Raw genomic sequence first — 12,075 nt, 5'->3', positions numbered from 1 at the left:
GCGCCCGCAGCTCCCATCGTCCCTCCTCGCTTTCAGGAAGAGATGAAGAAGAACAGAAAAGGAAGGGATTTAGAGTGGTGTGCCGGCTCGGCGGTCAGCCGGGAGGTTTGTCTGGGTGCCGTCTGCGCCTTCGAGGGAAGAGAACAAAGAAGGATCAGAGAAAGAAGACAGATTTAGAGTGCCGGCTGGCTCCGGTGAGCGCCGCGAGGTCATCGACCCACCGGGATAGAAGAATTGGAGTTACCAGACAACAAAACTTCATACAGGTGGGTCGATGCGGTAGCACTCCGTGCTCGGGCTCGATCCTGCCGCTGCTCGACCAGGTGCTCTGCCTGCACGAACCCGACCTGGTCAGGGTGTTCGCCAAACCGCGACGTCCTCGTCGACGGAACCCTCGTGCCGACCGGCAACCGCGCGGACAGCAAACACAACTACTCCAGCAAACGCCTCCGCCAAGGACTCAACATCCAGGTCGCCGCCGCCTCACCGGTTGGCTGGAAGTTTGTCCGCTGCTCCGCCAGGTGCTCGGTAACCACGAGGATTTGGGGTGATGCGGACCGCCGCGCCATCACCAACGCCTCGTCGTCGGCGGGGTGGGGGTCAGCCGTCAACAGGCTCCAGATTGTGATGGCGTGCACATCCGGCCACCACCCGCCTCAACCCGAAAGGATGGAGATTTGGGGAGGTGGTCAGTCGCATCGTCCCTGTCGGGCCCGGTGTCTGGGGCCGGCCTTCGTGGACCTCGAAGACGCAGACAGCACCCAGAAACCTCTGCCGACCGCCGAGGCCGGCCACCACTCTAAAAATCTCTTCTCTTCTTTTCTCTTCTTCTTCCTATGATTCCCTTCGCTCTTGTTCTTCCTGTGCTTGAATACCCTGTCTCTTCCTTTCTTTTCTTCCTCTTATCTCTTGCCCTGGATCGAGAGGGCTTGTTCGTACTCGGCGCGGATCGAGTCGCCACCGGACTTCCGCCAGTTGGCCATCGCGTCGTCCCAGGAGTCGAGGCCGGCCCGGCCCAGCTGGATGTCCTTGGTGATGGCGTCCAGGCGGGTGTCCATGATCTTGCCCTTGGTGGACTGGGTGGGTGAGTAGAGGCCGTAGGTGGGCGGCAGGATCGCTGTGGGGAGGATCGTCTTCAGGTGGTTGTAGGCGACGTCGACCCCCTCGGGGTGGCCGGGGAAGTAGACGGGGTAGCCGCCGTCGGCGAGGTACTGGATCGGGAACTCGCCGAGGCAGACCTCGCTGCCGCCGGTCTCGGTGAGGACGGGGTCCGTCCCCTTCAAGGTGTAGTGCCGGCCGAGGAGGCCGAACTTGCGGAACAGGTACTCCTCGGTGCCGAACGGCGCCGCCATCCAGTTCAGGATCCGGAGCATCAGCTTGGTCCGCTCCGGCGAGCCCGGCCGGATCGCCGCGATCGAGTTGTTCGGCGACCCGAGCAGGAACCGCCCGACCTTGCCGTCGCCGTCCCGCACCACCGGCAGCGAGATCGCGAAGCCCGGGGACACGCTCCGCCGGTAGAAGCTCTGGATCGACGAGTACGTGTCCTGGGTCAGCACGGCCGACCCCTGGCTGAACCAGACCTTCTGGTTGTTCTTCGCCACCCCGTCCGGATGGATCAGCCCGGCGGTCTGCAGCTGCCGGGTGATCGCGATCATCTCCTTGTACTCCGGCAGCTCCTTGGCGTTCACCAGCTTCCCGTCGCGCACCTCCCACCCGTTCGGGATCCGCAGCATCGCGCTCAACGCGGCCGAGGGTGGCAACGCGAACGCCCACCGGTTCTGCTTCGGATCGGTGACCGCCTTCGCGAGCTTGATCAGGTCGTCCACGGTCGGCGACCCGAGCTCCACCCCGAGCTTGTCGAGCAGGTCCTGCCGCGCCAGCAGCAGGCTCGACGACATCACCCCACGCTGGATCGGTACGGCGCGGATGCCGCCCGAGAACACGCATCCGCGCCACGACTCGGTCCGCAGGTTCGCGAGGAACGGGTACTCCAGGATCGCGTCCCCGGACAGGTACTCGGTCAGGTCCTGCGCCCGGGCCTCCAGGAACTGCGGCAGGTACGCGAACGTGCCCTCCACGTTGAACACGTCCCCGAGCGTGTCCCCGGCCACCGCGGTGGCGAACTTGTTCACGTAGTCCGTCGCCGACGTGATGGTCAGGTCGAGCGGCGATCCGAGCCGTCGGTTCAGCTCCTGCCAGTACTTGTTCCGGTCGGCCGACGGCGGGATCGGGTTCGACGTCGGCGCGGTCCCGGTCAGCTTGGTCCCGTCCCCCGGTGCGCCGTCGGTCACCCGCGGCGGGTTCGCCGGGAACTTGTAGAAGCAGTCCGGCATCAACGGATGGCTGCGCGGCAGGTCCGGCTTCGGCCCGTCGAACCGCCGGTACGCCGGCAACGTCACCGGCTTGTTCAGCGCCGCGATATCGGTCGAGCGGGTCACGGTCGCGCAGCCGGTCAGCCCGAGCGCCAGCGATCCGCCGAGCAGCGTTCGTCGCGTGATCATCCCTTCACCGCCCCGGTCAGCATCCCCTTGGCGAAGTGCCGCTGCAGGAACGGGTAGACGATCAGGATCGGCACCAGCGAGACCACCAGGATCGCCATCTGGATCGACTCCTGCGGTGGCAGCTGGTCGGCCGACGCGCCGCCGAGATCACCGCCGCTGAGCTCGGTGTTGTTGATCACGTACGTCCGCAGTACCAGCTGCAACGGCCACTTCGCCGTGTCGTTGATGTAGAGCATCGCGTTGAAGAACGCGTTCCAGTAGCCGACCGCGTAGAACAGCCCGACCACCGCGAGCACGGCCCGGGACAGCGGCAGGACGACCGACCAGAAGATCCGGAAGTCGCCGGCGCCGTCGATCCGGGCCGAGTCCGTCACCGACTCCGGGATGCCGAGGAAGAACGCCCGCAGCACGATCACGTTGAACCCGTTGATCGCGGTCGGCAGGATCAGCGCGAGCAGCGAGTCGAGCAGCCCGAACTCCTTCACCACCAGGTAGTTCGGGATCAGGCCCGGGCTGAACAAGATGCTGAACAGCACGATCAGCAGCATCGGCCGCTGCAGGAACGAGCCCTTCCGGCTGAGCGCGTACGCCAGCATGGTCGACCCGGCCAGGCTGATCAGCGTCCCGCCGAGCGTGATCACGAGGCTGATCAGCAGCCCCTGCAGGACCACGCCGCCGTTGAAGATCGACTTGTACGCCGCGAGGTTGATCCCGTCCGGCCAGAGCACAAAGCCGCCGGAGTTCGTCACGTGTTGCTGGCTCGCGATGCTGGTCGAGATCACGCCGATGAACGGCACGATCACCAGCGTGCAACAGAGCAGCAGCACGATGCCCTTGAGCAACCGGGTCGGAATCGTCGGTACGTCGTCAATACCCTTGTTCTGCACGACAGTACTCATGGCTTCTGGTACACCCCCGCCTCACCGAAGATGTGCGCGACCTTGTTGGCGCCGATCACCAGGGCGACGCCGAACAGGCCCTTGACCAGACCGACCGCGGCGGACACACCCCACTGGCCGGCGAGTACGCCGTTGTTGTAGACGTACGTGTCCAGCACCTCACTGGCCGGTCGGCCGACCAGGTTCTGCTGGAGGATGATCTGCTCGAACCCGACCGTGAGCGAGTCGCCCAGCCGCAGGATCAGCAGTAGAACGATCAACCCACGGATGCCGGGGACCGTGACATGCCACAGCTGCCGCCAGCGGGACGCGCCGTCGACCCGCGCGGCCTCGTACAGCCCCGGGTCGATCTGGGTCAGCGCGGCCAGGAACAGGATCGTGCCCCAGCCGCTGTCCTTCCAGATCACCTGGCTGGTCAGCAGCGTGATGAACGAGTCCGGGTTGCCGAGGAAGTCGATCGTCGCGATCCCGTGCGACCGCAGCACGTTGTTGATCAGGCCGCTGCCGCCGAGGATCTGCTGGAAGATCGCGATCACGATCACCCAGGACAGGAAGTGCGGCAGGTACAGCACCGACTGGACGACGCGCTTGATCCGCTCGGACAGCAGGCTGTTCAGCAGCAGCGCCAGCGCGATCGGCGCCGGGAACACGAACACCACCTGGACCAGCGTGATCAGCAGCGTGTTCTTCAGTGCGTTGAGGAACTCCGCGTCGCCGTTGAAGATGACCGCGAAGTTGTCCCAGCCGACCCAGGCGCTGCGGCCGAGCGGCACGAACGGCAGGTACTCCTGGAACGCGATCAGGTTGCCGAACAACGGCAGGTAGTGGAACGCGAGCAGCAGCGCGAGGCCGGGCAACGCCATCAGCAGCAGCACCTTGTCGCGGCGTGCGCGCGCCCACCAGGAGAGCGCGCCGGAGCCGGCGGACGGTGCGGGGAGCCCTGGTGGACCGGAATCGGTCACGTCGACCAGGGCGGCTTGGTCGTTCTCGGATCTGACAATTCCGTTCGTTCGGGCCACGCGACTACTCCTCAGTCGTCGTCGTACGCCGCTCTCCACCGTCGGAGAACGCTTTCCGGCCCCCTTGTCCGATCTTGACGTGCGCGCCCCGATCTCGCACGCCCGCCCGGTGCGTCAGTCCGGAACCGGCCGTTTCGCGACGACGATCCGGGCGTGTTGCCCGGCTACCGAGACGTCGTACCGCTCCTCGATACGCCACGCCGTGCTCAGCCGAGCCGCCTGGTCGTGGGTGACGATGGCGACCAGGCGGCCGCTCACCTGCCACTGGTCGAGCTGCCGGACGAGGTCACCGGCCGGCAGCCGGACGCCCCAGGGCGGGTTGGTGATGATCCGGTCGAAGGAGCCGTCGACCTTCTTCCTGGACCACCTGATGTCCGCGGAGTTGGCGCGGGCTGCTGCGATCGCGGTCGGCTCTCGATCGAGACCGACGTACGACGCTCGCGGCTCGAGGGCGTGCGCTTCTACGAGCAGCGTGCCGGCTCCGCAGTACGGGTCCAGCACGCGGTGACCCGGCTCGAGGCGCGCCAGACGCGCCATGGCGGCTGCGACGGGCGGGTGCAGACTGCCGACGACTGTCTGCTGTCGCCACGGCCGCCGATGCAGTGGTACGTCGTACGGGCGTCGCGCGACCCACAGGGTCTTGCCGTCGAGCACGACCCGCCAGTCGTCGCGGTCGGCCGGTGGGGTCTGGCCGTCTCGACGCGAGTAGTACCTGCCACCTAGCGCGGAGCCGACCAGGTCCTCGACATCAAAGCGGTTGAAGTTGCGCTCACCGACGAACGAGGCCGTGACAGCAAACCCGCGCCGCTCCCCCAGGGCTGTTTCGAACCGGAAGGCCCGGGCTGTTGCCAGCAGATCAGTCTTGCGGTGACCGGGGTCGGGTAGGGCGGTGTGGACTACGAAGAGGTCGTCGGCGAGGCGCGGTGGCTCCTGCACCAGCGCGAGACCCTCGACGATCAGTTGGCGCTTGGAGATCTCGAGGACTCGGTGCCCGGCCGCCGTCACCTCGGCGGCCGTCAAACTTTCCAAACCTGAAACCGTGCGAACCAAGACAGCACGCATGAGCAAACTCCCGGCGAGCGCTCGGGAGCGACCAGACAGCCGCTCCCGCATCGCTGACCACGGGCGAAACCACGAACCGGCCAGCGGGAAGCTAGCCGGCGAGGTAGAACATGCTCATGCGCCCGATCGTGGCATACCAGCCACCGGGACGCCCAGCGAATTACAGGTAGGTCTGTGTGCTGGGCGGTGCGGATTCCATCCAGGCCAGGACGCCGGTGAGGGCCTCTTCGGTCATGGCGAAGTGGACAGTGCGGTCGCGCAGGTCGGCGTCCACGATGACGTGGCCGGCGTACGTGACCAGGGGCTCGTTGCCCATCGGGCGGCGAGTGGTGATGCCTTCGAGCTGGCGGCGGTTGACGACCAGCTTGGGCCACCAGGCCAGGCTGAAGACGCGAAACCACTGCAGGTCGTCGCCGACGTACCGAGCCAGGCCGAGGGCCCAGCCGCGGCCGTGCTCCTTCTCGGCGAGCTGGAGGCTGCAATCAAACGTTCCGCCGTCCCTGGACAACCAGCGACGGCGGAACGCGACGAGAACGATGAACAGTACGGCGGCAGCCAGACAGATCCCGACCACGTCGAGGACTGTCCTCATACCTTGCCGACCCCATTTCCGGTGCCCAGTGTTCGGTAACTGCCCCGGGCACCCCGGAGAACCGTACTGCCAAGTGACGTTGTTCGATTATGGCAGCACGGTCAGGAGGTCTGCTCGGCGGCCCGGACGCGGGCCTCCGCGAGCCGCACCTCGTCGGCGTCGGCGTCGGCCAGGCCGGCCGCCAGCGCCTCCTCGAGCTCCCGCCGGGCCTCCTCCAGGTCGATGTCGTGACCCATCTCGGCGTTCTCGGCCAGGATCGAGACCCGGTCGTTCGCCACCGAGATGAACCCGTCCGGTGCGGCCGCGACGAAGAACTCGTCGTCGACGGTCCGCACCTGCACGGTGCCACCCTGCAGCAGGCCCAGCAGCGGCGCGTGGCCAGGAAGGATTCCGACGTCACCGTCCGTGGTCCGGGCGATCACGATCTTGGCCTGGCCCTGCCACACGGTCCGCTCGGCCGCGACCAGCGCGACCTCGAGGTGCTTGGCAGACTCGTCGGCCATCTCAGTTTTCCTTCTGCAGCTCGGCCCACTTGCGGTCGACGTCGTCCAGCGAGCCGACGTTGAAGAAGGCCTGCTCGGCGACGTGGTCGTACTCGCCCTCGGTGATCTTCTGGAAGGACTCGATGGTGTCCTTCAGCGGCACCGTGGAGCCCGGGATGTTGGTGAACTTCTCCGCCATGTAGGTGTTCTGGGACAGGAACTGCTCGATCCGGCGCGCGCGGGCGACGGTGATCTTGTCCTCTTCGGAGAGCTCGTCGACACCCAGGATCGCGATGATGTCCTGCAGCTCCTTGTTCTTCTGCAGGATCTGCTTCACCCGGACGGCCACGTCGTAGTGCGCCTGGCCGATGTACTGCGGGTCGAGGATCCGCGACGTGGAGGTCAGCGGGTCGACGGCCGGGTACAGACCACGCGACGCGATGTCACGGGAGAGCTCGGTGGTCGCGTCCAGGTGGGCGAAGGTGGTCGCCGGCGCCGGGTCGGTGTAGTCGTCGGCGGGCACGTAGATCGCCTGCATCGAGGTGATCGAGTGACCCCGGGTCGACGTGATCCGCTCCTGCAGCACGCCCATCTCGTCGGCCAGGTTCGGCTGGTACCCGACGGCCGACGGCATCCGGCCGAGCAGCGTCGAGACCTCGGAACCGGCCTGGGTGAACCGGAAGATGTTGTCGATGAAGAGCAGTACGTCCTGCTCCTTGACGTCGCGGAAGTACTCCGCCATCGTCAGCGCCGACAGCGCCACCCGCAACCGGGTGCCCGGCGGCTCGTCCATCTGACCGAAGACCAGCGCGGTGTCCTTGAAGACGCCGGCCTCTTCCATCTCGTTGATCAGGTCGTTGCCCTCACGGGTCCGCTCACCGACGCCGGCGAACACCGACGTACCACCGAAGTTGTGGGCGATCCGGTAGATCATCTCCTGGATCAGAACGGTCTTGCCGACACCCGCACCGCCGAACAGGCCGATCTTGCCGCCCTGGACGTACGGCGTGAGCAGGTCGAGCACCTTGATGCCGGTCTCCAGCATCTCGGTCTTGGACTCGAGCTGGTCGAAGGCCGGCGCCTTGCGGTGGATCGGCCAGCGCTCGGCGATCTCGAACTCGGACTCGTCCTGGTTCAGGCACTTGCCGGTCACGGACCAGACCCGGCCCTTGGTGACGTCACCGACCGGGACGGAGATCGCGGCGCCGGTGTCGCGCACCTCGGCGCCCCGGACCAGACCGTCGGTCGGCTTCATCGAGATCGCCCGGACGATGTTGTCGCCGACGTGCAGCGCAACCTCGAGGGTGATCGTCTGGGTGACGTCGCCGAGGGTGATCTCCACCTCGAGCGCGTTGTACATGTCGGGCATCGCGTCGGCCGCGAACTCGACGTCGACGACCGGGCCGATCACCCGGGCGACGCGACCGGTGCCGGTGGCACCAGCCTCGTTGTTCTTCTCGGTAACCGTGGCAGTCATCTCTCTCACTCGCTCCCGGCGCTCGCGTCGGCGAGCGCGCTGGCGCCACCGACGATCTCGCTGATTTCCTGGGTAATTTGAGCCTGGCGGGCCTGGTTCAGGTCCCGCGTGAGGCTTTCGATCAGGTCCTGCGCGTTGTCCGTCGCGGACTTCATGGCGCGCTGCCGGTTGGCCAGCTCGGAGGCCGCCGCCTGCAGCATGCACCAGTGGATCCGGCTGGCGACGTACTTCGGCAGCAGCCCGTCGAGCACCTCTTCGGCCGACGGCTCGAACTCGTACAGCGGCAGCACGTCATCCGCCGCCGGTGCTTCCTCGCCCTCGACGACCTCCAGCGGCAGCAGCCGGATCACGTCCGCCCGCTGGGTCAGCATCGACACGAACCGGGTGAAGACGATGTGGATCTCGTCCACGCCGCCCTCCTCGGTCGGGGTCAGGAAGGCCTCGATCAGCGCGTCGGCGATCTCCCGGGCCCGGGCGAAGCTCGGGTTGTCGGAGTCACCGGTCCACGACTGCGCGACCGCACGCTGCCGGAAGGAGTAGTACGCCAGGCCCTTGCGGCCGCTGAGGTAGGAGACCAGCTCCTTGCCGTCCTCGCGCAGCAGCTGGTTCAGCCGCTCCCCTTCGCGGATCACGTTCGAGGAGTAGGCCCCGGCCTGACCGCGGTCGGAGGTGATCAGCAGCACCGCGGCCCGCTTCGGGTTCGGCTTCTCGGTGGTCAGCGGGTGGTCGACGTTCGAGAACGTCGCCACCGCCGACACGGCACGGGTGAGCTCACGCGCGTACGGACCGGCCGCCTGGGCGCGTTGCTGCGCCTTGACGATCCGGGACGCCGCGATGAGCTCCATCGCGCGGGTCAGCTTCTTGATCGTCGTGACCGAGGCCTTACGATCGCGAAGTTCCCGTAGATTGGCCGGCATCGGTCAGCCCCGCTTCTGCCGGACGATCTGCTCCTGCTCCACGTCGCCCTCGTCCATCGCCTCGGCCTCGGCCTCGGTGCCCAGCAGCGTGCCCTCGGAGGTCTGGAAGGTCGGCTTGAACGCGTCCAGCGCCTCGGTCACGGCCTGCGCCTCGTCGTCGCCGAACAGCCCGGACTCACGGATCGCGTCGAGCACCTTGCTCTCGCGCCGCAGGTAGTCCAGGAAGTCCCGCTCGAACCGCAGTACGTCGTTCACCGGGACGTCGTCGAACTTGCCCCGGGTCCCGGACCAGATGGAGACGATCTGCTCCTCCACCGGGTACGGCGAGTACTGCGGCTGACGGAGCAGCTGCACCAGCCGCTGGCCCCGGTCGAGCTGCCGGCGGGAGGTCGCGTCGAGGTCGGACGCGAACATCGCGAACGCCTCCATCGCGCGGAACTGGGCCAGGTCGATCTTCAGCGAGCCGGACACGTTCTTCATGCCCTTGACCTGCGCGGCGCCGCCGACCCGGGAGACCGAGATACCGACGTCGATGGCCGGCCGGATGTTGGCGTTGAACAGGTCCGACTGGAGGAAGATCTGGCCGTCGGTGATCGAGATGACGTTGGTCGGGATGAACGCCGAGACGTCGTTGGCCTTGGTCTCGATGATCGGCAGACCGGTCATCGAGCCGCCGCCGAGCTCGTCGGACAGCTTCGCGCAGCGCTCGAGCAGCCGGCTGTGCAGGTAGAAGACGTCACCCGGGTACGCCTCGCGGCCCGGCGGGCGGCGCAGCAGCAGCGACATCGCGCGGTACGCCTCGGCCTGCTTGGTCAGGTCGTCGAAGACGATCAGGACGTGCTTGCCCTGGTACATCCAGTGCTGGCCGATCGCCGAGCCGGTGTACGGCGCGACGTACTTGAAGCCGGCCGGGTCGGACGCCGGCGAGGCGACGATGGTGGTGTACTCCATCGCGCCGGCCTCTTCGAGCGCACCGCGGACGGCGGCGATCGTCGAGCCCTTCTGGCCGACGGCGACGTAGATGCAGCGGACCTGCTTCTTCGGGTCGCCGGACTCCCAGTTGGCCTTCTGGTTGATGATCGTGTCGACCGCGATCGCCGTCTTGCCGGTCTTGCGGTCGCCGATGATCAGCTCGCGCTGGCCACGGCCGATCGGGATCATGCCGTCGATCGCCTTGATACCGGTCTGCAGCGGCTCGCGGACCTCCTGGCGGTCCATCACGCCGGCCGCCTGGAGCTCGAGCGCGCGCTGGCCCTCGAGGTTCTGGATCTCGCCCAGGCCGTCGATCGGCTTGCCCAGCGGGTCGACGACGCGACCCAGGTAGCCCTCGCCGACCGGTACCGAGAGCACCGTGCCGGTGCGGCGCACCTGCTGGCCCTCGTCGATCCCGTCGAACTCACCGAGGACGACGACACCGATGTCGCGGACATCCAGGTTCAGCGCGATGCCGCGGGTGCCGTCCTCGAACTCGAGCAGCTCGTTGGTCATCGCCGAGGGCAGGCCCTCGACGTGCGCGATCCCGTCGCCGGCGTCGACGACGGTGCCGACCTCCTCGGCGGCGCTATCGGCCGGTTGGTACTCGGTGACGAACCGATCCAGGGCGTCCCGGATCTCCTCCGGCCTGATCGTGAGCTCAGCCATTGTGCTTCCTGCTTCCTTTGACCTTGCTGGCCTGTTGTGGGCCCTAAAGGCTTTCCCGACCCTTAGCGCCGAATCTGTCGTTAAGGGCCGTCAGCCCGCGATACGCCGTTGCGCGTCGTCGAGCCGGGCCGCGATGGTTCCGTCGATCACTTCGTCGCCGATGTCCACCCGGACGCCGCCGACCACGTGCGGGTCGACGATGACGTTCAGCTGGATCTGCCGGCCGTACTGCCGGGTCAGCGCCGCGGCCAGCCGCGTCCGCTCGGCCTCGGTCAGGTCGGTGGCCACCCGCACGGTGGCGATGCTGGCGTTCCGCCGGGCCGCCGCGGCGACCTGGTAGCTCCGCATCGAGGCGGCGAAGCCTCGGCCCCGGCCGTCCACCGCCCGCTCGGCCAGCCGCACCGTGGTGGCGTCGGCCTTGCCCTGCAGCAGTCCACCGAGCAGCTCCTGCCGCTGCGCGACCGGGATCCGCCGATCGCCCAGCTTCTCGGCCAGCGCCCGCTCGCCCGCGACGACCCGGTCCAGCCGGAACAGCTCGTCCTCGACCTCGTCCAGCGCGCCCCGGGTGTCGGCGTACGCCACCTCGGCCTCGACGCTGAGCTGGTCCAGGGCGTCACCCAGGTCCCGGCCGCTGACCCAGCGACCGGACACCGCGACGGTCAGGATCTCCAACGCCTGGGCGGAGACCTTGCCGCCGAACAACTGCTGCACCAGGCCGGTCTTCGCCGCCGAGGGGCGGGCCGGGTCGGTCAGGGCCCGCCGGAGCGCGCCGCTGCCGTCGACCAGCTTGGCGAGCGAGAACAGCTCCGAGCCCAGCGCCTCGGCCGGGCGTGCACTCGCCAGGGCTTCCTCGGCCCGGGCGAGTGACTCGTGCGACGCGCCGCGCATCAGCCGTCCGTTCCGACAGCCTGGCGCGCCGACTCCGACTGCTCCAGCTCGTCCAGGAAGCGCTCGACGGTCCGGCGCTGCCGGGCCTCGTCCTCGAGCGACTCACCGACGATCCGGCCGGCCAGCGTGGTTGCCATCGAGCCGACCTCGCTGCGCAGCGAGGCCACCGCCTGCGCCCGCTCGGCGTCGATCTGCGCGCGGGCGTGGGTGACGATCCGCTCGGCCTCCGCGTTCGCCTGCTCGCGCATCTCCGCGATGATCTGGGCACCCTGCTCGCGGGCGTCCTCGCGGATCTTCGCAGCTTCCTGCCGGGCCTCGGCCAGCTGCGCGTTGTACTTGTCCAGTGCGGCCTTCGCCTCGGCCTGGGCCTGCTTGGCCTGTTCCATCCCGCCCTCGATCGCCGCGGTCCGGTCGGCGTACGCCTTTTCGAACCGGGGCACGACGAACTTGGCGAAGGCGATGGCCAGCAGGATCAGGAACACGAAGCCGAAGATGATCTCAGCGGTCTCGGGCATCAGCGGGTTCGGCTGCTTTGCCTCGAGGGGTAGCACCATCGTCATCATGTCTGATTCCTGTCAGTCAGTCTGGAAAGGGGAG

Annotated in this window: 11 protein-coding genes; all 11 read right to left on the bottom strand. The window is 67.6% G+C overall.

Annotated features, from left to right (window positions below; genetic code table 11):
- Positions 1 to 902: 902 nt before the first annotated feature.
- The 11 genes from AB0E69_RS27480 to AB0E69_RS27430 all read right to left on the bottom strand — a co-directional run bounded on the left by AB0E69_RS27480 (position 903) and on the right by AB0E69_RS27430 (position 12,041).
- Positions 903 to 2,501, bottom strand: a complete 1,599-nt coding sequence (locus AB0E69_RS27480; protein ID WP_360152026.1) for an extracellular solute-binding protein — start codon at positions 2,499 to 2,501, stop codon at positions 903 to 905.
- Positions 2,498 to 3,400: a carbohydrate ABC transporter permease gene (locus AB0E69_RS27475; protein ID WP_360152023.1), complete on the bottom strand. Its 903-nt coding sequence runs from the start codon at positions 3,398 to 3,400 to the stop codon at positions 2,498 to 2,500. Before AB0E69_RS27475 ends, AB0E69_RS27480 begins: the two co-directional genes overlap by 4 nt.
- Positions 3,397 to 4,419, bottom strand: a complete 1,023-nt coding sequence (locus AB0E69_RS27470) for an ABC transporter permease subunit (RefSeq protein ID WP_360152020.1) — start codon at positions 4,417 to 4,419, stop codon at positions 3,397 to 3,399. The genes AB0E69_RS27475 and AB0E69_RS27470 overlap by 4 nt, the downstream gene beginning before the upstream one ends.
- A 114-nt stretch (positions 4,420 to 4,533) precedes the next feature.
- On the bottom strand, positions 4,534 to 5,448 hold the full coding sequence (locus tag AB0E69_RS27465; RefSeq protein WP_360152017.1) for a methyltransferase domain-containing protein: 915 nt from the start codon (positions 5,446 to 5,448) through the stop codon (positions 4,534 to 4,536).
- Positions 5,449 to 5,641: 193 nt separating this feature from the next.
- On the bottom strand, positions 5,642 to 6,073 hold the full coding sequence (locus tag AB0E69_RS27460; protein WP_360152014.1) for a DUF2550 domain-containing protein: 432 nt from the start codon (positions 6,071 to 6,073) through the stop codon (positions 5,642 to 5,644).
- Between the two features lie 101 nt (positions 6,074 to 6,174).
- On the bottom strand, positions 6,175 to 6,576 hold the full coding sequence (locus AB0E69_RS27455) for a F0F1 ATP synthase subunit epsilon (RefSeq protein WP_360152011.1): 402 nt from the start codon (positions 6,574 to 6,576) through the stop codon (positions 6,175 to 6,177).
- 1 nt (position 6,577) lies between these two features.
- On the bottom strand, positions 6,578 to 8,032 hold the full coding sequence (atpD, locus tag AB0E69_RS27450) for a F0F1 ATP synthase subunit beta (RefSeq protein WP_360152008.1): 1,455 nt from the start codon (positions 8,030 to 8,032) through the stop codon (positions 6,578 to 6,580).
- Between the two features lie 5 nt (positions 8,033 to 8,037).
- Positions 8,038 to 8,949 (bottom strand): F0F1 ATP synthase subunit gamma, encoded by a 912-nt coding sequence (locus AB0E69_RS27445; RefSeq protein ID WP_360152005.1) that lies wholly within the window; start codon positions 8,947 to 8,949, stop codon positions 8,038 to 8,040.
- Positions 8,950 to 8,952: 3 nt separating this feature from the next.
- Entirely contained in the window at positions 8,953 to 10,590 is a 1,638-nt protein-coding gene (gene atpA / locus AB0E69_RS27440) for a F0F1 ATP synthase subunit alpha (RefSeq protein ID WP_360152002.1), read from the bottom strand.
- A gap of 90 nt (positions 10,591 to 10,680) precedes the next feature.
- Positions 10,681 to 11,478 carry a F0F1 ATP synthase subunit delta gene (locus tag AB0E69_RS27435; RefSeq protein ID WP_360151999.1) on the bottom strand — a complete coding sequence of 266 codons (798 nt, stop codon included), beginning with the start codon at positions 11,476 to 11,478 and terminating at the stop codon, positions 10,681 to 10,683.
- A complete protein-coding gene (locus AB0E69_RS27430; protein ID WP_360151996.1) occupies positions 11,478 to 12,041 on the bottom strand; it encodes a F0F1 ATP synthase subunit B in 564 nt (187 codons plus the stop codon). Before AB0E69_RS27430 ends, AB0E69_RS27435 begins: the two co-directional genes overlap by 1 nt.
- Between the last annotated feature and the right edge of the window lie 34 nt (positions 12,042 to 12,075).

This window comes from Kribbella sp. NPDC026611 (genome assembly GCF_040638345.1).
In the GTDB taxonomy this organism is placed as follows: Bacteria; Actinomycetota; Actinomycetes; order Propionibacteriales; family Kribbellaceae; genus Kribbella.
The sequence above is the reverse complement of the archived record's forward strand: the minus strand, read 5'-3'. Positions and strand labels throughout refer to the sequence as shown.